A 24,340-nucleotide genomic window follows, 5' to 3' on the forward strand; every position below is an offset into this window, starting at 1 on the left:
GAACCCTAACCGATCGTGGTGACGCGCCCGGCACGCGCGGGAGTCCGCTGTCGGTCGGTGCGGGTACGGTCTTCGGCGTGACCGCTCAGACTTCGGCCCCCGCCATCCGGCCCCAGCCCAAGGGCCGCCGGGGCGGCAAGCGGGTCGCCGCGGCCGAGCTGCTCGAGGCGGCCGTCGGCGCCGTGCCCGGCGGCTCCGCCCGCCCCGGCCAGCAGGAGATGGTCGCCGCCATCGAGCAGGCCATCGAGGAACGCCGGCACCTGCTCGTGCAGGCCGGCACCGGCACCGGCAAGTCGCTGGGCTACCTCACCCCCGCGCTGCTCGTCGACGGGCCCGTCGTCGTGTCCACCGCCACCCTCGCCCTGCAGAACCAGCTCGTCGAGCACGACCTGCCCCGGCTCGCCAAGGCGGTCAAGCCCGTGCTCGGCCGCGAGCCCACCTTCGCCGTCCTCAAGGGCCGGCACCACTACCTCTGCATGGCCCGGCTCGAACACTCCGACGAGCAGGACCCCGGCGACACCCTGTTCGACGAGCCCGGCCCCAAGCCCGGCAAGTGGCTCGGCGAGGCCGGCCGGCTCGGCAAGCAGATCCAGCGGCTGCGCGACTGGTCGGAGAAGACGCAGACCGGCGACCGCGACGAGCTCGACCCCGGCGTCGAGGACACCGCCTGGCGGCAGGTGTCCATGCCGGCCCGCGAGTGCGTCGGCGCCGCCAAGTGCGCGTACGGCCAGGAGTGCTTCGCCGAGCTGAGCCGGGTCCGCGCCCGCGAGGCCGACGTCGTCGTCACCAACCACAGCCTGCTCGCCGTCGACATGCTCGCGGACCGGCACATCGTGCCGCCGCACAAGCTGCTCATCGTCGACGAGGCCCACGAGCTGGCCGACCGGGTGTCGTCCGCCGCCCAGGCCGAACTCACCCCCGACGCCGTCGACCGGGCCGCCCGGCGCGCCCGGCCCGTCATCCAGCCCACCGCCGCCGAGATGCTCACCGAGGCCGGCGACGCGCTCGCCGTCGGGCTCGGCGAGACCCCCGCCGGCCGCATCACCGGCGAGCTGCCCGCCATGCTGCGCGAGGCCTGCACCCTGCTCGACGCCGCCGCCCGGGCCGGGCTCGACGCCATCGGCGACGTCAAGGCCGACGACCCCGACCCGGTGCGCAAGCAGCAGGCCAAGGCCGTCCTCGACGAACTGTCCACGACCGCCCAGCGGCTGCTGGAGGAGAACGATCACGACGTCTCCTGGGTGGAGAAGAGCGACATCACCAACCGGCGGGCGCTGGTCGTCGCGCCGCTGTCCGTCGCCGGCACCCTCGCCAGCGGGCTCTACGAGGACCGCACCGTCGTCGCCACCTCCGCCACCCTCGCCCTCGGCGGCCGGTTCGACACCGTCGCCAAGGCGCTCGGGCTGCCCGCCGAGGCCCCCGACGGCGCGCACAACTGGGCGTCGCTCGACGTCGGCTCGCCGTTCGACTACCCCAAGCAGGGCATCCTCTACGTGGCCGCGCACCTGCCCCGTCCCGCCGCCTCCGGCCTGCCCGCCCCCGCCGCCGAGGAACTGCTCAAGCTCGTCACCACCCTCGGCGGGCGCACCCTCGGCCTGTTCTCCAGCCGCAAGGCCGCCCAGCAGGCCGCCGAGCTGATCCGCGACCGGACCGACCTGCCCGTGCTGCTCCAGGGCGAGGAACAGCTGCCCGTCCTCGTGCGCCAGTTCAAGGAGGACAGGGCCAGCTGCCTGTTCGGCGTCATGTCGCTGTGGCAGGGCGTCGACGTGCCCGGCGACGCCTGCCAGCTCGTCGTCATCGACCGGCTGCCGTTCCCCCGCCCCGACGAGCCGCTCGCCGCGGCCCGGGCCGCCGCCGTCGACGCCGCCGGCGGGTCCGGCTTCTCCGCCGTCAGCGTGCCCATCGCCGCGGTCCGCCTCGCCCAGGGCGTCGGCCGGCTCATCCGCGCCACCGGCGACCGGGGCGTCGTCGCAGTCCTCGACTCGCGCCTCGAGACCGCCCGCGGGTACGGGGCGTACCTGCGCAAGTCCCTGCCGCCGTTCTGGTACACGACCCGGTCCGACGTCGCCGTCGGGGCGCTGCAACGGCTCGCTACCGCACCAGGGTGACCACGCCCGTGTCCAGGTCGTAGCGGGCGCCCACCACCGCGCACCGGCCCGCCTCCACCTGGGCGCGCACGATCGCGCTGCGCCGCAGGATCGCGTCGCGCTGCGCCCGCACGTTCGCGGTCACGCCCCGCTCCACCGCGTCCGGCTCGTGCACGAACGGCGCCACGATCGGCCGCAGCGCCTCCACGATCACGCCGATGTGGCCGGGCGCCGTGCCGCCGTGCTCCACCACCTCCAGCGTCGCCGCCACCGCGCCGCACCGCTCGTGGCCCAGCACCATCACCAGCGGCGGCGCGAACTCCGCCACCGCGTACTCCATGCTGCCCAGCAGCAGGTCGTCCACGATGTTGCCGGCCACCCGGTCGTCGAAGATGTCGCCCAGGCCCTGGTCGAACAGCAGCTCCGGCGGCACCCGCGAGTCGGCGCAGCCCAGCAGCACCGCGAACGGGTGCTGCCCCAGCGCCACCTCGCGCAGGTCGTCCAGGCTCTGGTGCGGGTGCCGCGCGTGTCCCGCCACGAACCGGCGGTTGCCCGCCATCAGCGCCGCCAGCGCCTGCGCCGGCGTGCCGACCGGTGCGCGCGGCCGGTCCCGCGCCGCCGCCGGGGCGGCCGTGCCGGCGGTGACCAGCCCGGCCCCCGCGCCGAGCAGCGCGAGCCGGTGGAACGTGCGGCGTGAATGCGAGATCTCGGTCATGGTCGCCGATCCTCGTCCCGCCCGGCGCCGACTACTGTCGGCTGCCTGACAACTACAGATAGAGACCGGTGCCGTCGGGCTCCACCCGGCTCGCCGCCACCGCGTGCACGTCGCGCTCCCGCAGCAGGGTGTACGACCGCCCGTGCAACTCCACCTCGGACTTCTCGTCCGGGTCGAACAGCACCCGGTCGCCCACCACAATGGAGCGCACGTTCGGCCCCACCCCGACCGCCGACGCCCACGACAACCGCCGCCCCACCGACGCGGTGGCCGGGATGACGATGCCGGCGCTGGACCGGCGCTCCCCCTCCGCCCCCTCCAGCCGGACGAGGACGCGATCGTGCAGCAACCGGATCGGCAGCCCGGTCTCAGTCGTGGTGTCGGCGCTCACGCCGCAGACGGTACCCGCACGTCAGAGGCCGTCCACGACCCGGCGCGCGTTTCCCGAACGGGAGACGCGGGCACCGAACCGCCGTGCCGGTGGAGCACACCCGTTACGGTCGTCGCGGGAGCGGACCCGATCAACCCGGTCCGCGATCTGCGAGGAGGTGGCCGTTGAGCCGCTTGGGGCGAGTCCGGGACAATCTGCGCCGCGCCTACGAGTCCGGCCGCGACTCCGTACGCGCCGCCCGCGAGGCCCGGCCCGACGACACCACCGACGACCTCGCCGTCCCGCCGCCCACCCCCGTCGTCGCCGTGCACCCGTCCACCACCAGCGGCGACGACGCCGAGGTGCCGCACGCCCTGCGCATCGGCGCCGCCTGGTCGTGGCGGCTCATCGTCGTCGGCGTCGTCGGCTGGGCGCTGCTCCAGCTCGTCAGCACCATCCGCATCGTCGTCATCCCCCTGGCCATCGCCCTGCTGCTGTCCGCGCTGCTCGCCCCCGCCGTCGGCTGGCTGCTGCGCGCCCGGCTCCCCCGCTCGCTGGCCACCTTCCTCGTCCTCGTCGGCGGCCTCGCCGCCGTCGGCGGCACCCTCACCCTCGTCGTCACCCAGTTCATCGAGGGCGTCCCCGACCTCAGCCGCAACGCCACCGACGGCGTCCGCCAGATCCAGGAATGGGCCCGCACCGGCCCCCTGCACCTGTCCGACGCCCAGGTCGACAACGCCATCAACGCCCTGCAGGACTGGGTCAACGACAACACCGACCGGCTCACCCAGACCACCGTCACCGGCGTCACCGTCGTCGCCGAGATCGTCACCGGCGCCGTGCTGGTCCTCTTCGCCACCTTCTTCTTCCTCCGCGACGGCCGGAAGATCTGGCGCTTCCTCGTGCGGCTCTTCCCCGTCAACGCCCGCTGGCACCTCGCCGACGCCGGCGACGCCTCCTGGGAGACCCTCGGCAACTACGTCCGCGCCACCGTCCTGGTCGCCTTCATCGACGCCGTCGGCATCGGCCTGGCCCTGGTCATCCTCGACGTGCCGTTCGCGTTCCCGCTGGCCGCCCTCGTCTTCCTCGGCGCCTTCATCCCGATCGTCGGCGCCACCCTGTCCGGCACCGTTGCGGTCCTGGTCGCCCTCGTCGACAAGGGCTGGCTGGTCGCCCTCATCGTGCTGGGCGCCGTCATCCTGGTCCAGCAACTCGAAGGCCACATCCTCCAGCCCCTGATCATGGGCCGCGCCGTCGCCATCCACCCCCTGGTGGTCATCATCGGCATCGCGGCGGGCGCCATCCTGGCGGGCATCGTGGGCGCCCTGGTGGCGGTCCCCCTGGTGGCGGTCCTGAACACCGGCATCCGCCGCCTGTCCCGCCGCCGCCCGGAGATCCCGCCGGACGCGGTGGTCATCGCCGGCACCCCACCCACCCCGGCGGACCCCAACCTCCGCTGACCCCGCGAGGGCCGGTGGTGGGGCGGCCTGAGGGCCGCTGAATGCGCCCGGCCGCACGGCCCGCGACCCCGCCGGGGGCGCGGGTTGGGCGCGGGCCGAGGTGGGCGCGCGGCGCTGGCCGGGCGCGGCGCTGGCCGGGCGCGGCCTGTTGGGGCGACGCGGCCTCGTGGGGCGGCGCGGCCTGTGGGGCGGCGCGGCCTGTGGGGCGGCGCGGCCTGTGGGGCGGCGCGGCCGCGCGCGGCCTGGTGGGGCGGCGCGGCCTCGGTGGGGCGGCGCGGCCTGTAGGGCGGCGCGGCCTGGTGGGCGGCGCGGCCTGGTGGGCGGCACGGCCGGTGCGCGCGGCCCTGATCGGGCGCGGTCCTGGTGGGGCAGCGCAGCCTGGAAGCAGCGCGAGACCGTGGTTAGCAGAGCCGGGTGGCTCAGTCCTGGTCCGCGGCCGGGCGCACGTAGGGGGTCGGCGGCTGCTCCGGGGCGGGCTCCGCCGCGGTGCCGGCGGCGGGCGTGGTGCCCGGCGGCGGGGGTGCCGCCTGCGGGCGGTCCGGGCCGTCCGGCCCGGGCGGGCGGGCCCACGGGTTGGGCTGGCCGGGATGGGCGGTGGGCGGCAGAGCCGGCGGCCGGCCGTGCACCTCGACCGGCGGCGGGCCGTAAGGACCCGCGCCCGGCGGCGGACCGTAGGACGGCATACCGGGCGGCGGACCGTAGGAACCGGAACCCGGCGGCGGACCGTAGGGACCGGGCCCGGGCGGCGGGCCGTAAGCACCAGGACCGGCCGGCGGACCGTAAGCACCAGGACCGGGCGGGGGGCCGTAAGGACCGGGACCGTGCGGCGGGCCGTAGGGCCCGACCGGCGGCGAACCATAGGGCGCCATGCCAGGCGGCGGCGGGCCGTAGGGACCGGCAGCCGCCGGCGGACCGTAAGGACCCACCGCTGCGCCGGGCGGCGGACCCGCCACCGGCGGCACCCCGTACGGACCGGCGCCCGGCGGCGGGCCGTAGCCGGGCGGCACGGGCCCCGGCCCGAAGGGGCTGGGCCCGTGGAGCGCCGGCGGCTGCCACGCAGGCGCGGGCGGGGCGAGGATGACCGGCACCGGGACGACCGGCTCGGGTGGCGCGGGGGTCTCGTGGGCGGTGCCGTCGGGGAGGGTCAGGCGGTAGGCGGTGCCGTCCCAGAAGGCCTGCGGGGTCTGCGGGTCCCGGCCGGTGTAGACGGCGCGGTAGGCGGCCAGTTCGGTGAGGAGGCGGTGTTCCTCGGCCTCGGCGCGGGCGGCGTCCTTGGGGCGGTCGTGCAGGCCGCGGGTCATGCCGTCGCGCAGGAGGGTGAGCTGGGTGGCGCTGAACTGGAAGTTTCGCATCGCGCGCAGGCCGGCGTCGCCGGCGACGCGGCGGGCCCAGCGGCGGGCGGCGTGGCGGCGGCCCAGGCTGCCGAGGGCGGCGACCTCGGGTGGGCTGAGCCAGCCGGCGGCGGCGTAGCGGGGCAGGACGCGTTCGGTGAGGCGACCCTCCCAGCCGCGCAGGCCGATCGCGAAGCCGACCATGCCGAGGAAGATGGGCACCATGACGCCGATGTAGCCGTACAGGAGGATGAAGTTGTTCTCCACGGCCAGCGCCAGCGTGGGCATCAGGTTCCAGGTGCCGTGCAGCATCATCGCCACCAGCAGGCCGGCGATGGGGGCGAACACGCGCACGGCCCGGTTGTTCGAGCGGGCGGAGATGCCGAGGCCGATGCCCGCCATGGACGTGAACAGCGGGTGGGCGAAGCCGGTGAACAGGATGCGCACGATGAAGATGGCGAAGACCGCCTGGGCGCCGGTGGCCGGGCCGTACTGTTCGGCGCCCGCCGCGTAGCCGTGGCCGCCCAGGTAGAGGACGTTCTCGACCATGGCGAAGCCGACGGCGGACAGTCCGCAGTAGACGATGCCGTCGGTGATGCCGGACCACTCGCGGCGGCGGAAGATCAGCAGCAGGATGGGGCCGAGGGCCTTGGTGAGCTCCTCGATGAACGGGGCGACGAGCACCGCCACCAGGCTGTCGGGCAGGTCCCAGCTCTGGAAGACGGCCGACATGGCGGTGTTCACGCCGAGTGACGCGGCCGTCGACACGAACGCGCCCCAGCAGAACGCCAGCGCGAGCAGCAGCACCGGTTCGGGTTCGTACCGGTCGAGCCACAGGAAACAGGACACCAGCACCGGGACGGGCAGGATCGCCGCGGCCAGGCCGATGAGCAGCGCCTGGACGCCGATGTTGTAGCCGAGGTAGACGAGCATGCCGATGGCGCACACGGCGATGAAGCCGATGACGCCGACGAGGGTGAGGATGCGTTTCCACGGCACGCGGCGGGCCGGGCCGGGTGGCGGCGGCGCCGGGGCGGTGGGCGGCGGGTCGTCGAGTGCGACGGCGCCGGTGGAAACGTCGGCCATGCCCGCCAGCCTAGCCACCACCGGCCCCGTCGGCCGCCCCGAGCGGGCGGCGGGTGATCACGAACCGGGCAGGCCGGTGCCGCCGTAGCGGGCTGCGGCGCCGCGTACGAGCTGCACGGCGTCGGCGTGGGTGATGCCGGTGGCGCGCAGCAGGTCGGTGGCGGTGCTGCGGATCTGGGCGACGACGACGCCGCCGGAGAAGGCGACGCCGTCGGTGTACGCGCGGCCGGACTCGCCGGCGGCCCGCAGGGCGCGCTCGCGGGTGGCGACGGGCTCTGCGCCGCCGGCCAGCTCGCCGCGCAGCAGGGCGACGGCGTCGCCGAGCAGGCCCACGGCGTCGGGCAGCTCGGGCGGCACGGGTTCGTCGTCGCGCAGCGCGGTGAGGACCCGGCGGACGAGGACGCGGACGTTGCGCAGGGCGTACAGGAGCTGGTCGGCGCTCTCGACGTACCGGGTGATGGCGGCGCGGCTGCGCCAGCGGGCGGGGGCGAGGGCGGAGTTCTCGCGGGCGGCGTCGACGGCGGAGCGGAACGCGGCGAACGGGGCCTCGCCGGCGCGCAGGGCCGTCAGGGCCCGTTCGGCGCGGTCGACGTCGCGCTCGGCGAGGGCGGCGGCGACCTCGTGCAGGCCGTCGGCGAGCAGGTCGAGGGCGGGTTCGGCGGCGCGCCGGACGACGGTGAGCGGGTTGAGCGGCAGCAGCACGGCCATGACGGCGAGCCCGACGGCGCCGCCGACGAGGGCGTCGACGAACCGGCTGTACGGCGCGGCGCCGGTGGGGCTGAACGCGGCGACGAGCACGGCGGACCCGGCGGCCTGGACGACGAGCGGCCCGCCGCCGCCGAGCGCGGCGGCGGCCACGACGGCGAACGCGACCATGATGCCGAGCTGCCACGGCCCGCTGCCGATGACGAGCAGGATCAGGTCGCCGACGCCGATGCCGAGCGCGACGCCGATGACCAGCTCGGCGGCGCGCTGGAGGCGCTGGCCGACGGAGACGGCGAGGGTGACGACGGCGGCGATGGGCGCGAAGAACGGGGTGGGTTCGCCGATCAGGTCGTGCGCGATGTACCAGGCGAGGCCGCCGGCGACGCCGGTCTGGGCGGCGAGGGCGACGCTGGCGCGGACGCGTTCGAGGCCGGCGCCGAGGTGCCCGCGCGACCGGGTGCCGAACGCGGACAGTCTCCCCACGCCGCCAGCCTAGGGCCTGAAGCGGCGCGCGGCGGCACCGAAGATCCCCGACAATGAGGCGCATGACCGTGCTGCTGGACCGCTGGCGGACCGCCTGCCGTGGGGCGGGCGCGACCGCGCCGGACGCCGACCTGGACGCCGCGGAGGCGTCGCTGCGGCGCCGCTGGTCGGAGCCGCACCGGCACTACCACACCGTGGCGCACCTGGAGGCGGTGCTGGACGTGGTGGACGCGCACGCGCACGCCGCCCGCACGCTGGACCGGGTGCGCCTGGCGGCGTGGTGGCACGACGCCGTGTACGACCCGCGGGCGGCGGGCGACGCGAACGAGCGGGCCAGCGCCGACCTGGCCGGGCGGGTGCTGGGCGCGCTGGGCGTACCGGCGAAGGAGGTCGTGCGGCTCGTGCTGGTGACCGCCGGTCACGACCCGGACCCCGGCGACGCCGACGGCGCCCTGCTGTGCGACGCGGACCTGGCGGTGCTGGCGCGCCCCGCGGCGGACTACGACGCCTACGTGGGCCAGGTGCGCCGCGAGTACGCGCACGTCGGCGACGAGGCGTGGCGCGCGGGCCGGGCGGCGGTGCTGCGGCGGCTGCTCGGCCTGGAGCGGATCTACCGGGTGGTGCCGGGGTGGGAGGAGCGGGCGCGGGCGAACCTCAGCCGCGAGCTGGCCGCCCTGGGCTGAGGTGCTTGGGCCGGCGCAGGCCGGACGCGCGCAGCAGCCGGGCGATCTCCCGCCCGGGCACGACCCGGGCGCCGAGCAGCACGGCGAGGGTGAACCGGCCGGCCGGGATGTCGTAGTGGTCGCGGTCGAAGCCGCGCCGGGGCGCGCCGATCATCTCGGCGAAGACGTGCAGCTCCGCGTACGACGTGTCGCTGATGAGGTGCGACCACAGGCGGCCGTGCGCGGGCCAGCGGGGCTCGTCGACGTAGATCACCCCGAGAGCGGCACCCCGCCCCGGTCGGCGGCGAAGCCGCGCACGTCGGGCACGCCGAGGCGGGCGGCGTCGGCGGCGGCGTCGTCGGGTTCGCGCTGGGAGCGGCGTTCGGCCTCGACGCGGGCCAGGTAGTGCTCGACCTCGCGGTCGCGGACGGCGGCGTCCCAGCCGAGCACCCGGCCCATCACCTCGGCGGCGTGGGCGGCGGACTCGGCGCCGCGGTGCGGGGTCTCGAACGAGATGCGGGTGCGCCGGGTCAGCACGTCGTCGAGGTGCAGTGCGCCCTCGGCCTGGGCGGCGTACGCGACCTCGGCGGCGAGGTACTCCGGGGCCCCGGCCAGCGGCGCGCCGAGCAGCGGGTCGGCGGCGATCATGGCGAGCAGGTGGGTGGTGAGGGTGCCGTAGCGCTCCAGCAGGTGCTCGACCACCCCGGCGGGCACCCCGTGCCGGCGGGCGAGGTCGTGCCGGTCGCGCCAGGCGGCGGCGTACCCGTCGGCGCCGAGCAGCGGCAGCTGGGCGGTGAGGGAGGCGGCGGGCACGCCGATGCGGCGCACCACCCGGTCGACGACGTCGGAGGCCATCACCCGGTACGTCGTGTACTTGCCGCCGGCCACGATGAACAGCCCGAGCATGGGCTCGACGACGGCGTGCTCGCGCGACAGGGCCGAGGTGGACTCGGAGTCGCCGGACAGCAGCGGCCGCAGCCCGGCGTACACGCCCTCGATGTCGTCGGTGGTCAGCGGGCGTTCGAGCACGGCGTTGACCTGGTCGAGCAGGTAGCGGATGTCGCGGGCGGACGCGGCCGGGTGCGAGCGGTCGAGCTGCCAGTCGGTGTCGGTGGTGCCGATGATCCAGTGCCCGCCCCAGGGGATGACGAACAGCACGCTGGTGGCGGTGCGCAGGATGAGCCCGGCGTCGCCGGTGATGGCGGAGCGGGGCACGACGAGGTGGACGCCCTTGGAGGCGCGCACCCGCAGGCCCGGCCGGACGCCGACGTCGTCGAGCATGCGGGTCATGTCGTCGGACCAGACGCCGGTGGCGGCGATGACGGTCTTGGCGCGCACCTCGAAGTCGGGCGAGCCGGGGGCCTCCAGGTCGCGCACGCGCACGCCGACGACCTCGCGGGCGTGCCGGACGAAGCCGGTGACGCGGGCGCTGGTGACGACGGCCGCGCCGAGGCTGGCGGCGGTGCGGGCGACGGTGACGACGAGGCGGGCGTCGTCGACCTGGCCGTCGTAGTAGCGGATGGCGCCGTTGAGGGCGTCGGCGCGCAGGCTGGGGAACAGGTGCCGGGCGCCGGCCCGGGACAGGTGCTTGTGCAGGGGCATGCCGCGGCCCTGGCCGAAGATGCCGGCGAACACGTCGTAGGCGGCGACGCCGAGCCCGTAGTAGGCGCGCTGGGCGGCCCGCTTGGGCAGCGCCCGGTTGCGGGTGGAGCCGGTGAGCGGGACGAGGATCGGCACGGGCTTGACCAGGTGCGGGGCGAGCCGGCTGGCGAGCAGGCCGCGTTCGGTGAGCGCCTCGTGGACGAGGTGCAGTTCGAGCTGCTCCAGGTAGCGCAGGCCGCCGTGGATGAGCTTGCTGGACCGGCTGGACGTGCCGGCGGCCAGGTCGCGGGCCTCGACGAGGGCGACCTTCAGCCCGCGGGAGGCGGCGTCGAGCGCGGCGCCCGCGCCGGTGGCGCCGCCGCCGATGACGAGCACGTCGAAGTGTTCGTCGCGCAGCCGCCGCAGGTCGGCGACGCGCCGGGCCGGGGACAGCCGCCCGGCGGTGTACCGGGACACCGAAGGATCACGCACCCGTCCCACGGTAGCCCCCGGGGGCCTCGCGGCACCCACGTACTGTGCGGCGCATGCAACGTCACACCGGGCCGGGCGCGGGTGCGGTCGTCGCCACGGTCTTCGTGGGCCTGGGCGCCACGGCCGCCGCCGTGCTGGGGTCGGGCGCCGGCTGGGTCGTGGAGCAGCTGGGGGCCGCGCTGGGCACGGCCTCCCCGGGCTGGCTGTGGCCGCTGGTCGCGGTGCTGGCGACGGCGCTGGTGGCGGCGGGCGCGTGGCCGCTGGCCGTGGCGCCGCGCGCCGCGGTGATCCGGGCGGCGGGCCGGGCGTGGCTGACCGCGGGGCTCGCGGCGGGCGCCCTGACCGCGCTGCGCGCGATCCCGGCCGCCCACCACGAGGCCTATCTGGCGGCGTCCGCCCTGGTCGCGGGCGCGGCCGCCCTGCTGGTACGCGGTGCTCGCGGCGCCGTCCCGCCCCGGGCCCGGGTGCTGGCGGCCGCAGCGGGCCTGGTGGTGGCGCTGCCGTGGCTGTGGACGGGCGCGCTGGGCGGCGTCACCGAGACCCTGCTGGCCGTGCTCGCGGCCGCCGCGGTGGGCCTGCTGGCCGCGCGGGTGCTCGGCCCGTCGCTGTGGCAGTGGTACGCCTCCTCGCCGGCCCTGCTGGTGCTGGGCGGCGGAACGGTGGCGGCGGTGGCGCTGACGCTGCTGGCGGCGGGCACCGGCCACGCGGGCACGAACCTGGCGGAGCTGCTGGTGCTGCCGCCGCTGGGGTACGCGCTGGCCGCCCTGTACGCGCTGAGCCTGCGCCTGCGCGGCGGGGCCGCCCCGGCGGCGTGGCTGGTGGGCGTGGCGGCGGCGGGCCCGCTGGCGTTCACCGACCCGGAGGAGCTGACGATCCTGCTGGCCACGGGCCGTGACGCCCCGGCGTGGGCGGCGATCGCTGCGGGCCTGTCGTGGCTGCTGGCGGTGCTGACGGCCGGGGCGTACGGAGTGTGGCTGGCCCGCCGGTCGGCCCGCGCGCCGCGCCGGGCGACGGCCCTGGTCACGGCGTTCGCGGTGGTGGCGGCGGGCGGCGCCGTGCACGCGGCCGCCGGGCAGCCGGGCCTGCACGGCGAGCGGCTGTTCGTGGTGATGCGGGAGCAGGCGGACCTGGGCGGCGTCGCGGCGCTGGGCACCGGGGCGGTCAACCGGGACGCCCGCGTCGCGGAGACGTACCGCCGGCTCGTGGCGACGGCCACGGCGAGCCAGGCCGGCATCCGCGCGGCGCTGGACGACGCGCGCCTGCCGTACACGCCGTACTACCTGGTCAACGGCCTGGAGGTGGCGGGCGGTCCGGAGGTGCGGGCGTGGCTGGCGGCCCGCGACGACGTGGCCCGGGTGCTGTTGTCGCAGCGCGCCCGCCCGCTGCCCGCGCCGCCGGCCGCCTCCCGGGGGGAGCTGACGACGCCCCCGGCGGCGCCGTGGAACCTGGCGGCGATCGGCGTCCCGCGGGTGGCCGGCGCGACCGGCGCGGGCATCACGGTCGGCGGCTCGGACTCGGGCGTGGACGGCCGGCACCCGGCGCTGGCGGGCCGGTTCCGCGGCTTCGACGACTCCTGGCACGACCCGTGGAACGGCACGACCGCGCCCACCGACCGCAACGGCCACGGCACGCACACGCTCGCCACGGCGGTCGGCGCCCGGGGCGTCGGGGTGGCGCCGGGCGCGCAGTGGGTGGGCTGCGTCAACCTGGCCCGCAACCTCGGCAACCCGGCGAAGTACCTGGACTGCCTGCAGTTCATGCTGGCCCCGTTCCCGCCGGGCGGCGACCCGTTCACCGACGGCCGGCCCCGCCGCGCCCCGCACGTGCTGACGAACTCGTGGGGCTGCCCGGAGGTCGAGGGGTGCGACACCGGCGCGCTGCGCCCGGCGGTCGACGCGTTCGCGGCGGCCGGGGTGTTCTTCGTGGCGGCGGCGGGCAACACCGGGCCGCGCTGCGGCAGCGTGGACGCGGCGCCCGCGCCGTACCCGTCGGCGTTCACGGTGGGCGCCGTCGGCGACGACGGCCGGGTGACCGACTTCTCCAGCCGCGGCGGCGGTAAGCCCGACCTGGTGGCGCCGGGCGCGGGCATCGTGTCGGCGCTGCCCGGCGGCACGTACGGCGCGCTGGACGGCACCTCGATGGCCACCCCGCACGTGGCGGGCGTGGTGGCGCTGGTGTGGTCGGCGCAGCCCGCCCTGGTCGGCGACGTGGAGCGCACCCGGCGGCTGCTGGTGGACACGGCGGTGCCGGTGACCGGGCCGTGCGGCGGCGCCGGCGCGGGCCGGGTCGACGCGTACGCCGCCGTCACCGCGGCCCGCGCGCTCCGCTAGCGTCGTGATCGTGGACGACGAGTTCTCGATCGCGGAGCTGACGGACGGCGACCTGCCGGCGGTGGTCACGCTGTGCCGCAGCGCCCTGGACCTCGCCGACGACGCCGCGGAGGCCGCCGAGATCGTGGGCCGCCTGCGCGAGCGCACCGGCACCGAGGGGTGGGCGCCCGGCCCGCGCCGGCTCACCGGGTTCGTCGCCGTCCAGCGCGGCCGGGTGGTCGGGGTGGTGCTCGGCTCGATCTCGCACCGCTCCGACGAGGTGGGCCACGTCGACCTGCTCGCGGTCGACCCGGACCACCGGCGCCGGGGCATCGGCCGGGCCCTGGTGGGCCGCGTCGAGGGCGCCCTGTCGGGGCTGGGCGCGGGCGAGATCCTGTTCGCCGGCAACGCCCCGTACTACGCCTGGCCGGGCATCGACGTGCGGTACACCCCGGCGGTGTGCGCGGCGACGGCGATGGGCTACGAGAACGACCAGACGGCCTGGAACATGACGGCCGACCTGACGTACGACGCCTCGCCCGCCCTGCGCCCCACGGCCGAGGCCGAGATGCGGCTGGCCGACGGCGGCATCTCGGTGCGCGCCGCCGTGGCGGCCGACGCCCCCGCGCTGGCCGCGTTCACGCTCGCCCACTTCGGCGAGGGCTGGACGGGCGAGGTCACCCACTCGCTGGGCCGCGACCGGGCCGGCTGCCACCTGGCCGCCGACGCGCAGGGCGCGATCCTGGGCTTCGCCGCGTACGGCTCGTCGCGGCCGAGCTGGTTCGGCCCGATGGGCACGTCCCCGGCGGCCCGCGGCTCGGGCATCGGCGGGGTGCTGCTGCGCCGCTGCCTGGCCGACCAGCGGGCGAACGGCGTCACCCGCGCCCAGATCGGCTGGGTGGGCCCGGTCCCGTTCTACTCGCAGGCCGCGGGCGCCCGCATCGAGCGCGTGTTCTTCCTCTACCGCAAGCAGCTCTAGAACCGCTGCGGCGCTGCACCCGGCCTGCACCGGCCGGTTCCTACCGTCAAGTAGCCCGGACCATCAGGTCCGGGTTTTCGCATGGACGCGGGACCCCGGGGGCAGCACGATGCACCGACGCCGTAACAGCACGTCGCCGCGCAGGGCGCTCGCCCTGCTGGCGGCCATGGCCATGGCGGCCGTCCTGGCGCTGGTCGTGAACCCGGCCGCGGAGGCGGCGATCACCACGCCGTTCGCGCAGACGTTCAGCACCAACACCAACGGCGCGATCGTGCTGCGCGGCAACTCGAACCTGAGCTGCCCGGCGGGGGCCGGGGGCTGCGCCGCGGCCCGCACGTACAACGCGTCGCCCGGCACGCCGGACAACAACAACGCCTACGAGATGACGTGGGTGGACGCCGACGGCGACGCCGGCACCTTCAACTCCAGCAGCAGCGACCTCGCGCTGCCCGCCGGCAGCACGGTGCTGTTCGCGGGCCTGTACTGGAGCGCCGACACGAACTCGACGTACAACACCGGCGGCAACAGCTACCCGGCCGCGCCGATCGCCACGCCCTCGCTTGCCGACCGCGACAAGATCCGGTTCCGGGCGCCCGGCGGCGCCTACCAGACCGTCACCGCGACCCAGTTCGACGAGACGACGCAGAACGCCAACCACGACATCTACCAGGGCTACGCCGAGGTCACGAACATGGTGGCGGCCGGCGGCAACGGCACCTACTGGGCGGCGGACATCCAGGCGGCGCGCAACGACGACCGGTACGCGGGCTGGGCGCTCGTGGTGGCGTACCGCAACCCGGCGGAGAAGGTCCGCAACCTGACCGTCTTCGACGGCTTCGGCTTCATCAACCAGGGCGCCAACACCCTGACCATCCCGGTGGTCGGCTTCCAGACCCCGCCGACCGGCGACGTGCGCAGCAAGATCGGCACCGTGGTGTACGAGGGCGACGCCGGCCTGACCGGCGACAGCCTCAAGGTCACCAGCAACGGCGTGACGACCACGCTGTCCGACGCCGTGAACCCGGCGGCCAACCCGTTCAACAGCACGGTCAGCGACAGCGGCGTGCTGGACACCGCCCGCACGCCCGCCCACGGCAACCTGCTGGGCGTCGACATCGACCAGATGTCCACCACCAACGTGATCAAGAACGGCACCAGCACCGCCGACCTGACGCTGACCACGTCGTCGGAGACGTTCTACCCGGGCGTCGTCACCATCGCCACCGAGCTGTACGCGCCCGACATCAAGGCGACGATGACCTCGAACGACCTCAACGGCGGGCAGCTCAAGCCGGGCGACGAGGTCGAGTACACGATCGCCGTGAAGAACGAGGGCAACGACAGCGCCGTGGACGTCGTCGTGTCCGACGCCGTGCCCACCGGCACCGCGTACGTGCCCGGCACGCTGCGGGTCGACGGGGTGGCCCGCACCGACGCCGCGGGCGACGACCCGGCCGAGATGCAGGCCGGCACGGGCACGTTCCGGCTGGGAACCGGCGCGACCGGCGCCGCCGGCGGGTCGCTGGCCATCGGCGCGCAGACCGTCGTGACGTTCCGCGTGCGGGTCGGCGTGGACACCCCCGGCGGCACCGTCATCACCAACGTGGCCAACATCAGCGACACCGGGCAGAACTCCAGCCCGCCGATCTCGCTGACCGGCACCAGCAACGTGCACACCATGACCGTCGTCGCGGCCGCCACCGAGCTGGCCGTCACCGGCTCGGCCGTCCCGGCCGTGGTGCAGCGCGGCGGCCCCGACGACGCCGTGGGCTACGACGTCAGCGTGGTCAACAACGGCCCGGACGCGCAGCTCGACACCGTCCTCGCCCTGACCCTGCCCGCCGGGGTCACCCCGTCGGCCGGCACCTGGCCGTCGGGCGCCTGCACGGTCGACGGCCAGGTCGTGACCTGCAACCTGGGCACCCTCGCGGTGGGCCAGACCGTCACCGCGCACGTCGACGCGCTCGCCGACGCCTCGGCCGCCGACCCGGCCACTGCGGTCGCCGCCGTCAGCGGCAAGTACGCCGACGGCACCCCCGCCAACGACACCGCGGCCATCGCCCTCGGCGTGAACCGCAACCCGGTCGCCGACGCCGACAGCGGCGGCACCGGGCACACGGTCGGTGTCACCGTGGACGTGCTCACCGGCGACACCGACCCGGACGGCGACGCGCTGCACGTGGCGTCCGTCAACACCCCGGCGCACGGCGGCGCGGTGAGCAACGGCGACGGCACGATCACCTACACCCCCGCCTACGGGTTCGAGGGTGTCGAGACCATCACGTACCACGTCGCGGACGGCCGGGGCGGCAGCGCGCCCGGCACGCTGTCCGTGACGGTCGCCAACGCGCCCCCGGTCGCCGTGGACGACGCGGACACCACCGCGGCGCAGACCCCGGTGACCGTGGACGTGGCCGGCAACGACACCGACCCGAACCCGGGCGACACGCTCACCGTCACCGGCGTCACCCAGCCCGCCGGCGGCGGCGCGGTCGGCACGGTCACGGACAACGGCGACGGCACGGTCACGTTCACGCCGAGCGCCTCGTTCGGCGGCGCCGCCACCTTCACCTACACCGTCGGCGACGGCACCGCCACGGACACCGGCACGGTCACGGTCACCGTCGCCAACCAGGGCCCGGCCGCTGCGGACGACACCGCCACCACCCCGTACCTGACCGACCGCACCGTCACCGTCGTCGCCAACGACACCGACCCCAACGGCGACACCCTGACCGTCACCGCGGTGGGCCAGCCCGCCGAGGGCTCCGCCACGTACGCCGGCGGCACCGTCACCTGGCACGCCGCGCCCGGCTTCTCCGGCGCGCTGACCATCCCGTACACCGTCGGCGACGGCAAGGGCGGCACCGCGAGCGCGACGCTGCACCTGACCGTGGCCAACGCCGCCCCGGTGACCGTCGCCGACGGCCCGCTCAGCACCCCGCACCACCAGCAGGTGGACGTCGACGTGCTGGCCAACGACGCCGACCCCAACGGCGAGGCGCTGACCGTCACGTCGGCCGGCCCGGCCGCCCACGGGCAGGTCACCGTCGTCGGCGGGCTCGTCCGGTACATCCCGGACGCGGGCTACGCGGGCACCGACATGTTCAGCTACACCGCGAGCGACGGCCAGGGCGGCCACACCACCGGCACCGTCACCGTCGAGGTGCTCAACGCCCCGCCGGTCGCCGTCGCCGACGTGCGCACCATCGAGGCCGACAACCCGGTCGACGTCCCGGTGCTGCTCAACGACACCGACCCGAACCCGGCCGACGTGCACGGGATCGCCGCCTTCGACGCCGTCACCGTCCAGGGCGGCGCCGTGACCCAGGTCGGCGGCGCGCTGCGGTACACCCCGCCGGCCGGCTTCCTCGGCACGGACTCGTTCACCTACACCGTCACCGACGGCACCGACACGGACACCGCCACGGTGTCCGTGACCGTGCAGAACAGCCCGCCGGTCGCCCACCCGGACGGCGCGAGCACGCCCACGAACCAGGCCGTGGCGCTCGACGTGGCCGCCAACGACACCGACGCGGGCAACGACCCGCTGACGGTCGTCGCCACCACCGACCCGGCGCACGGCTCGATCGCCGTCAACGGCACCGTCGTCACGTACACGCCGGACACCGGGTTCAGCGGCTCCGACACGTTCACCTACACCGTCGGCGACGGGCGCGGCGGGTCCGCCACCGCGCTGGTCACCGTCACCGTGCAGAACGCCGCCCCGGTCGCCGTGGCCGACGCCCACCGCGTCGAGCCCGGCCAGGCCACCGTCGTCGACGTGCTGCACAACGACACCGACCTCAACACCACCCAGCAGCTGGGCGTGCTCAACGCCACCGACGGCGCCCACGGCACCGTCACGGTCGCCGCGGACGGCTCGACGGTCACCTACACGCCGCAACCGAACGCCCCGCACGTCGTGGACACGTTCACGTACACGGTCAGCGACGGCAACGGCGGCACCGACACCGCGACCGTCAGCGTGGACATCAACGCGGCCCCGGTCGCGCACGCCGACGGCCCGGCCGGCACCGGCACGGGCGCCCCCGTCACCGTCGACGTGCTCGGCAACGACACCGACACCGAAGGCGACGCGCTCACCGTCACGGCGGGCCCGGCCGCGCCGCAGCACGGCCAGGTCGTCGTCGAGGCCGACGGCGGCATCACCTACACCCCGGCGCCCGGCTGGGCCGGCGACGACACCTTCGAGTACACGGTCACCGACCCGTCGGGCGGCACCGGCACCGCCACCGTGACGGTGCGGGTCGCCAACGCGGCGCCCGTCGCGGCCGACGACGACGGCGGCAGCACCACGCCGTCCGCCGCCACCGACGTGTACGTGCTCGCCAACGACACCGACGCCAACGTGGTGCCGGGCGGCCAGACGCTCGCCGTGTCCGCGGTGACCCAGCCCGGCCACGGCACCGTCGTCAACCACGGCACCCACGTCACGTACACGCCCGGCGCCTTCAAGGGCACCGACACGTTCACGTACACCGTCAGCGACGGCGCGGGCGGCACCGACACCGCCACGGTGAGCGTGCTGGTCGCCAACGAGGCCCCGCAGGCTGCCGCCGACACGGTCACCGGCGTGGCCGCGGGCGGCCCGGCGCAGCTGGACGTGCTCGGCAACGACACCGACCCGAACGGCGCCGCCGACGCGCTGACGATCACCGGCGTCACCACCCCGCGCGACGCCGACGGCGTCGACCGGGGCACCGCCCAGGTCGTCGGCGGCGCGATCGTCTACACGCCGCCGGCGGGCTTCCGCGGCCCGGTCACGTTCGTCTACACCGTCGAGGACTCCGACCAGCTCGCCGACACCGCCCTGGTGACGGTCGAGGTGGCCAACACCGCCCCGGCCGCGGTGCCCGACGCCCGCACCACGCCGTACGCCCACGCCGTCACCGTGCCGGTCGTCACCAACGACACCGACGCCAACGGCGACGGCCTGACCGTCACGGCCACCACCGCCCCGAAGGACGGCGCCGGGGTGGTGCGCGGCACCGTGTCGGTCGGCGCGGGCGGCACCACGGTCACCTACACCCCGCCGGCCACGTTCTCCGGCACGGTGACGTTCACCTACACCGTCACCGACGGCCACGGCGGCACCGCCACGGCCACCGTCACGGTCGACGTCGCCCCGGCGCCCGCCGTGCCGGACAAGGCCGTCACGTCCGGCCCCGGCGACCCGGTCAAGGTGACCGTGCCGCTGACCGACGAGCACGGCCGCGCGGTCGAGCTGATCCGCACCGGCAAGCCGAAGCACGGCACCGCGCGGATCAACGCCGACGGCACCGTCACGTACACCCCGGCCAAGGGCTTCGCCGGCACGGACTCGTTCACGTACACGGTGCAGGACGCCGACGGCAACCTGGCGTCGGGCGTCATCCGGGTCAAGGTGGCCGCCGCCCCGAAGGCGCCGGACGACGCGGTGCGCACCCCGAAGAACAGGCCGACGACGATCGACGTGCTCGGCGGCGCGACCGACGCCGACGGCGACGTGCTGACGCTGAAGGCGGTCGGCAAGCCGAAGCACGGCACCGCGTCGATCAACGGCGACGGCACGGTGACGTACACGCCCGACGAGGGCTACAGCGGCGCCGACTCGTTCACGTACACCGTGACCGACGCGGACGGCAACACCTCGACCGGCACGTACACGATCTCGGTGGGCACGGCGGGCGGTTCGCTGCCGCGCACCGGCACCGACGTGGCGACGATCACCGGGTTCGGCGCCGCGATCCTGGTGCTCGGCGGGGCGCTGCTGCTGCTCGGCCGCACCCGGCCCCGCCCGGTCGCCGTGGCGGCCGACGGCCGCCCGGTGCGCCGGCACCGCCGCTAGGCACGCACGCGGAAGGGCGGGCCGCCGACCGGCGACCCGCCCTTCTGGTTCGTGCGCAGGTGAGCTGGACTCAGAAGTCCATCTCGCCGCCGCCCGGCGCACCGGCCGGGGCGGGGTTCTTCTCCGGCTTGTCCGCCACGACCGCCTCGGTCGTGAGGAACAGCGCGGCGATCGACGCGGCGTTCTGCAGCGCCGAGCGGGTGACCTTGGCCGGGTCGATAATGCCCGCGGCCAGCAGGTCGACGTACTCGCCGTTGGCGGCGTTCAGGCCGTGACCCGACTCCAGGTTGCGGACCTTCTCCACCACGACGCCGCCCTCGAGGCCGGCGTTCACGGCGATCTGGCGCAGCGGGGCGTCGAGCGCGACCTTCACGATGTTCGCGCCGGTCGCCTCGTCACCCTGCAGGTCCAGCTTGTCGAACGCGGTCTTGCCGGCCTGCACCAGCGCGACGCCACCACCGGGGACGATGCCCTCCTCGACGGCCGCCTTCGCGTTGCGAACGGCGTCCTCGATGCGGTGCTTGCGCTCCTTGAGCTCGACCTCGGTGGCCGCGCCGACCTTGATGACGGCCACGCCGCCGGCCAGCTTGGCGAGGCGCTCCTGGAGCTTCTCGCGGTCGTAGTCCGAGTCCGACTTCTCGATCTCGGCGCGGATCTGGTTGACGCGGCCCTGGATCTGCTCGGCGTCACCGGCACCGTCGACGATGGTGGTCTCGTCCTTGGTGATGACGACCTTGCGGGCCGAGCCCAGCAGCGACAGGTCGGCGGCGTCGAGCTTGAGGCCGACCTCCTCGCTGATGAGCGTGCCACCGGTGAGGATGGCGATGTCGTTCAGCATGGCCTTGCGGCGGTCGCCGAAGCCCGGGGCCTTGACGGCGACGGACTTGAAGGTGCCGCGCACCTTGTTGACGACCAGGGTGGCCAGGGCCTCGCCCTCGAGGTCCTCGGCGATGATGACCAGCGGCTTGCCGGACTGCATGACCTTCTCGAGGATCGGGAGCAGGTCCTTCACCGAGGAGATCTTGCTGTTGGCGATGAGGATGTAGGGCTCGTCGAAGACGGCCTCCATGCGCTCGGCGTCGGTCATGAAGTACGCCGAGATGTAGCCCTTGTCGAAGCGCATGCCCTCGGTGAGCTCCAGCTCGAGCCCGAAGGTGTTGCTCTCCTCGACGGTGATGACGCCTTCCTTGCCGACCTTGTCCATCGCCTCGGCGATGATCTCGCCGACGGTGGTGTCACCGGCGGAGATGGAGGCGGTGGAGGCGATCTGCTCCTTGGTCTCGACGTCCTTCGCCAGCTGGCTCAGGGCCTCGGACACGCTGGCGACGGCGGCCTCGATGCCCCGCTTGAGGGCCATCGGGTTCGCGCCGGCCGCGACGTTGCGCAGGCCCTCGCGGACCAGCGCCTGGGCCAGGACGGTCGCCGTCGTTGTGCCGTCACCGGCGACGTCGTCGGTCTTCTTCGCGACCTCCTTGACCAGCTCGGCGCCGATCTTCTCGTACGGGTCCTCGAGCTCGATCTCCTTGGCGATCGACACACCATCGTTGGTGATGGTGGGAGCGCCCCACTTCTTCTCGAGCACGACGTTGCGGCCCTTGGGGCCGAGCGTCACCTTGACGGCGTCGGCGAGCTGGTTCATGCCCCGCTCGAGGCCGCGACGAGCTTCCTCGTCGAATGCGATGATCTTGGCCATACGGCTGTTGTCCTCCTGGACACTCGCGGCGCCTGGCCTCCTCGGCCCTGCTGACCGCACACGTTGAACTCACGAGGACGTCACCACCTGGCGATGTGACGTCCTCAGGCCGGGCCGGACAGCCCGCGACGACCGGCCCCGTGCCGGAGCGCCGATGGCGGCGCCACGACCGGAACCCCACCGTCCCGACCTCTGGCACTCACGAGCCGCGAGTGCCAACACCTTGTTTAGCACTCCGGTAGGTCGAGTGCAAGCAGATCGCCTCCCGCCGGGGTCGTCCCCGGGGCGCGGATCCGCCGTCGATGGTAGGAAGGCTGCATGACCAGCCTCGCGGCCGCGCGACCGGCCCGTGCCGCCGGGCCGCACCCCGTGCGCCGGGTGCGCCGCGCCGACGCCGCCCGGATGCGCGCCCTGCGCCTGGAGATGCTGGCCGACAGCCCGCTGGCGTTCCTGGAGACCGTCGCGCAGGCCGCCGCCCGGCCGCACGCCGAGTTCCAGGCGCGCATCGCCCGCGCGGCCGTCGGCGACGACTTCGCCCAGTTCGTGGCCGGTCCCGCGCAGGGCCGGCTGGTGGGGCACGCGGGCGGCACCACCTGGCCGGAGGAGCCGCTGACCACGGTCGTGTTCGCCGTCTACGTCACGCCCGCCTGCCGCGGCACCGGCGTGCTGGCCGACCTGGTCGAGGGGGTGGCCGCCTGGTCGCGGTCGGTGGGCCGGCCGGAGCTGCTGCTGGAGGTGGTGACCGGCAACGACCGGGCGGTGCGGGCGTACGAGCGGCTCGGGTTCACCGACACGGGGGTGCGGGTGCCGCACCCGACCGTGCCGGCGATGACCGAGCTGCACATGCGCCGCAGGGCCTAGGCGGGCCGCCTCGACTGCACGATCTTGAACCGCGACGCCACGTACGCGCCGTCGGTCAGCGCGGCGGTGGCCGACGGGTTGACGGTGCCGTGGAAGTCGCTGAACGCGGCCGACTGGTTGACGAACACCCCGCCGGTCAGGTTCGCCGACAGGTGCACGCCGACGTCCACGGCCGCCGCCTCCGCCGCGTCGAGCACGGCGGGGTCGGTGGAGTAGACGGCGGCCGTCAGCGCGCCCTTCTCCCCCACGACGGACCGGAACACCCGCAGCGAGGCGTCGGTGGACGCGGTCTCCACGACGAAGGCGACCGGGCCGAACCACTCCCGGGAGTACGTGTCCGCGTCGCCCTCGCCCAGCCGGACGATGAGCGGGGTGCGCACGACGGCGTGGGCGAACGCCGGGTGGTCGACGGCGCGCGACGGCAGCACCACCTCGCCGAGCCCGGCGGCGTCGGCGAGCCGGTCGAGCACGCCGTCGTTGACGATGGCACCGGTCAGCTCGACGCCGCGCTTGGCGTCCTCGGTCAGGGCGCGCACCGCGTCGGCGATGCCGGCCGCCACCTCGGCGGCGCTCTTGCGACCCTGGTCGGTCTCGATGCCGCCGGCCGGGACGAGGATGTTCTGCGGGGTGGTGCACATCTGGCCGCTGTACAGGGTGAGCGAGAAGCCCAGGTTGCGGCACATGCCGGCGAAGTCGTCGGTGGAGTCCACGACGACGGTGTTGACGCCCGCCTTCTCCGTGAACACGACGGCCTGCCGGGCGCTGGCCTCCAGCCAGTCGCCGTACTCGGTGGAGCCGGTGAAGTCGACGATCCGCACCTCGGGGCGCAGCGCCAGGTCGGAGGCGAGGCCCTCGCCGGGCGCCTCGGGCGCGAGCTGCACCACGTCGGGGCTGAAGCCGGCCTCGGCGAGCACCTCGCGCGCGTACCGGACGGTGACGGCCAGCGGCAGCACGGCCCGCGGGTGCGGCTTCACGACGACCGGGTTGCCGGTGACCAGGCTGGCGAACAGGCCCGGGTACGAGTTCCAGGTCGGGAACGTGTTGCAGCCGATCACCAGGGCGACGCCGCGCGGCACCACGTGGAACCGCTTGCTCATCCGCAGGGGCTGCTTGCCGGGCTTCTCCCACTCGACGGCTTCCGGGTGCCGGGTCATCTCGTCGTAGGCGTACGCGACGGCCTCCAGCGCCCGGTCGAGGGCGTGCGCGCCGCCGGCCTGGAACGCCATCACGAACGCCTGGCCGGTGGTGAACTGCACCGCGTTGGCCAGCTCGAAGATGTGGGTGTGCAGCCGGTGCAGGATCTCCAGCACCACCCCGGCGCGGGCCTGCGGGCCGGCGTCGCGCCAGGCGGGCAGGGCGGCCGCCGCGGTCGCGACGAGGGTGTCGGCGTCGGCGTGCGGGTAGCTGACGCCCAGCTCGACGCCGAACGGGCTGCGCTCGGTGGCGACCGGCTCGCCGTCGCGGCCGAGCGGGAACGGCTTGCCGAGGTACGCCTCGAAGGCGGCCTGGCCGTCGGCGGCGGCGGTCTCGCCGTACACGCGGGGGCTGGGCGACTCGGGGTACGCGGACCAGTAGGCGCGCTCGCGGATGGCGTCGCGGGCACGGGCCAGGGTGTCGGCGTGCTGCGCGAAGAGGGGGTGCGGGGTCTCCGTCATGACAGTCATCATGCCGTGCG

General features: G+C 75.3%; 15 protein-coding genes. 7 read left to right on the forward strand and 8 right to left on the reverse strand.

The window, feature by feature from the left end:
• Window positions 1-104: 104 nt before the first annotated feature.
• Window positions 105-2,108, forward strand: a complete 2,004-nt coding sequence (locus Sya03_RS07385) for an ATP-dependent DNA helicase (protein ID WP_239107220.1) — start codon at window positions 105-107, stop codon at window positions 2,106-2,108.
• Here the strand turns inward: Sya03_RS07385 and Sya03_RS07390 are convergent.
• Together Sya03_RS07390 and Sya03_RS07395 are read right to left on the reverse strand one after the other, a co-directional pair.
• Window positions 2,092-2,802 (reverse strand): carbonic anhydrase, encoded by a 711-nt coding sequence (locus tag Sya03_RS07390; RefSeq protein WP_203937434.1) that lies wholly within the window; start codon window positions 2,800-2,802, stop codon window positions 2,092-2,094. The genes Sya03_RS07385 and Sya03_RS07390 overlap by 17 nt on opposite strands.
• Before the next feature lie 52 nt (window positions 2,803-2,854).
• On the reverse strand, window positions 2,855-3,193 hold the full coding sequence (locus tag Sya03_RS07395) for a GroES family chaperonin (protein WP_203937435.1): 339 nt from the start codon (window positions 3,191-3,193) through the stop codon (window positions 2,855-2,857).
• Between the two features lie 164 nt (window positions 3,194-3,357).
• Between Sya03_RS07395 and Sya03_RS07400 the strand changes: the two genes are divergently transcribed.
• Window positions 3,358-4,632 carry an AI-2E family transporter gene (locus Sya03_RS07400; protein ID WP_203937436.1) on the forward strand — a complete coding sequence of 425 codons (1,275 nt, stop codon included), beginning with the start codon at window positions 3,358-3,360 and terminating at the stop codon, window positions 4,630-4,632.
• Window positions 4,633-5,051: 419 nt separating this feature from the next.
• Here the strand turns inward: Sya03_RS07400 and Sya03_RS07405 are convergent, their stop codons facing one another.
• Both Sya03_RS07405 and Sya03_RS07410 read right to left on the reverse strand, forming a co-directional pair.
• Complete coding sequence (locus Sya03_RS07405; protein WP_203937437.1) at window positions 5,052-7,049, reverse strand: PrsW family intramembrane metalloprotease; 1,998 nt, start codon at window positions 7,047-7,049, stop codon at window positions 5,052-5,054.
• A gap of 57 nt (window positions 7,050-7,106) precedes the next feature.
• Entirely contained in the window at window positions 7,107-8,237 is a 1,131-nt protein-coding gene (locus Sya03_RS07410; RefSeq protein WP_239107186.1) for an FUSC family protein, read from the reverse strand.
• 62 nt (window positions 8,238-8,299) lie between these two features.
• Between Sya03_RS07410 and Sya03_RS07415 the strand changes: the two genes are divergently transcribed.
• Entirely contained in the window at window positions 8,300-8,920 is a 621-nt protein-coding gene (locus Sya03_RS07415) for an HD domain-containing protein (RefSeq protein WP_203937438.1), read from the forward strand.
• Here Sya03_RS07415 and Sya03_RS07420 read toward each other — a convergent pair.
• On the reverse strand, window positions 8,892-9,173 hold the full coding sequence (locus tag Sya03_RS07420; RefSeq protein ID WP_203937439.1) for a DUF4031 domain-containing protein: 282 nt from the start codon (window positions 9,171-9,173) through the stop codon (window positions 8,892-8,894). The genes Sya03_RS07415 and Sya03_RS07420 overlap by 29 nt on opposite strands.
• Entirely contained in the window at window positions 9,170-10,972 is a 1,803-nt protein-coding gene (locus tag Sya03_RS07425; RefSeq protein ID WP_203937440.1) for a glycerol-3-phosphate dehydrogenase/oxidase, read from the reverse strand. The genes Sya03_RS07420 and Sya03_RS07425 overlap by 4 nt, the downstream gene beginning before the upstream one ends.
• A gap of 53 nt (window positions 10,973-11,025) precedes the next feature.
• Here Sya03_RS07425 and Sya03_RS07430 point away from each other — a divergent pair, with 53 nt between their 5' ends.
• The 3 genes from Sya03_RS07430 (at window position 11,026) to Sya03_RS07440 (ending at window position 20,111) form a co-directional block, all read left to right on the forward strand.
• The gene (locus Sya03_RS07430) at window positions 11,026-13,302 is read left to right on the forward strand and encodes a S8 family serine peptidase (RefSeq protein ID WP_203937441.1); all 2,277 of its coding nucleotides are present in this window, start codon (window positions 11,026-11,028) and stop codon (window positions 13,300-13,302) included.
• Window positions 13,303-13,312: 10 nt separating this feature from the next.
• Entirely contained in the window at window positions 13,313-14,260 is a 948-nt protein-coding gene (locus Sya03_RS07435) for a GNAT family N-acetyltransferase (protein WP_203937442.1), read from the forward strand.
• Window positions 14,261-14,369: 109 nt separating this feature from the next.
• Window positions 14,370-20,111: an Ig-like domain-containing protein gene (locus Sya03_RS07440; protein ID WP_203937443.1), complete on the forward strand. Its 5,742-nt coding sequence runs from the start codon at window positions 14,370-14,372 to the stop codon at window positions 20,109-20,111.
• Window positions 20,112-20,181: 70 nt separating this feature from the next.
• Here Sya03_RS07440 and groL read toward each other — a convergent pair whose 3' ends face one another.
• On the reverse strand, window positions 20,182-21,804 hold the full coding sequence (gene groL, locus Sya03_RS07445; protein ID WP_203937444.1) for a chaperonin GroEL: 1,623 nt from the start codon (window positions 21,802-21,804) through the stop codon (window positions 20,182-20,184).
• A gap of 318 nt (window positions 21,805-22,122) precedes the next feature.
• Here groL and Sya03_RS07450 point away from each other — a divergent pair, with 318 nt between their 5' ends.
• The gene (locus tag Sya03_RS07450; protein WP_203937445.1) at window positions 22,123-22,665 is read left to right on the forward strand and encodes a GNAT family N-acetyltransferase; all 543 of its coding nucleotides are present in this window, start codon (window positions 22,123-22,125) and stop codon (window positions 22,663-22,665) included.
• Here Sya03_RS07450 and paaN read toward each other — a convergent pair.
• Complete coding sequence (gene paaN / locus Sya03_RS07455; protein ID WP_203937446.1) at window positions 22,662-24,320, reverse strand: phenylacetic acid degradation protein PaaN; 1,659 nt, start codon at window positions 24,318-24,320, stop codon at window positions 22,662-22,664. The genes Sya03_RS07450 and paaN overlap by 4 nt on opposite strands.
• Between the last annotated feature and the right edge of the window lie 20 nt (window positions 24,321-24,340).

The sequence above is a fragment of the Spirilliplanes yamanashiensis genome (assembly GCF_016863475.1).
In the GTDB taxonomy this organism is placed as follows: Bacteria; Actinomycetota; Actinomycetes; order Mycobacteriales; family Micromonosporaceae; genus Spirilliplanes; species Spirilliplanes yamanashiensis.

Excerpts from the sequence above, each read along its gene's own strand:
- Sya03_RS07390 (WP_203937434.1), bottom strand. The coding sequence starts at position 2,802 with ATGACCGAGATCTCGCATTCACGCCGCACGTTCCACCGGCTCGCGCTG.
- Sya03_RS07405 (WP_203937437.1), bottom strand. The coding sequence starts at position 7,049 with ATGGCCGACGTTTCCACCGGCGCCGTCGCACTCGACGACCCGCCGCCC.
- Sya03_RS07415 (WP_203937438.1), top strand. The coding sequence starts at position 8,300 with ATGACCGTGCTGCTGGACCGCTGGCGGACCGCCTGCCGTGGGGCGGGC.
- Sya03_RS07430 (WP_203937441.1), top strand. The coding sequence starts at position 11,026 with ATGCAACGTCACACCGGGCCGGGCGCGGGTGCGGTCGTCGCCACGGTC.
- Sya03_RS07440 (WP_203937443.1), top strand. The coding sequence starts at position 14,370 with ATGCACCGACGCCGTAACAGCACGTCGCCGCGCAGGGCGCTCGCCCTG.
- groL (WP_203937444.1), bottom strand. The coding sequence starts at position 21,804 with ATGGCCAAGATCATCGCATTCGACGAGGAAGCTCGTCGCGGCCTCGAG.
- Sya03_RS07450 (WP_203937445.1), top strand. The coding sequence starts at position 22,123 with ATGACCAGCCTCGCGGCCGCGCGACCGGCCCGTGCCGCCGGGCCGCAC.
- paaN (WP_203937446.1), bottom strand. The coding sequence starts at position 24,320 with ATGACGGAGACCCCGCACCCCCTCTTCGCGCAGCACGCCGACACCCTG.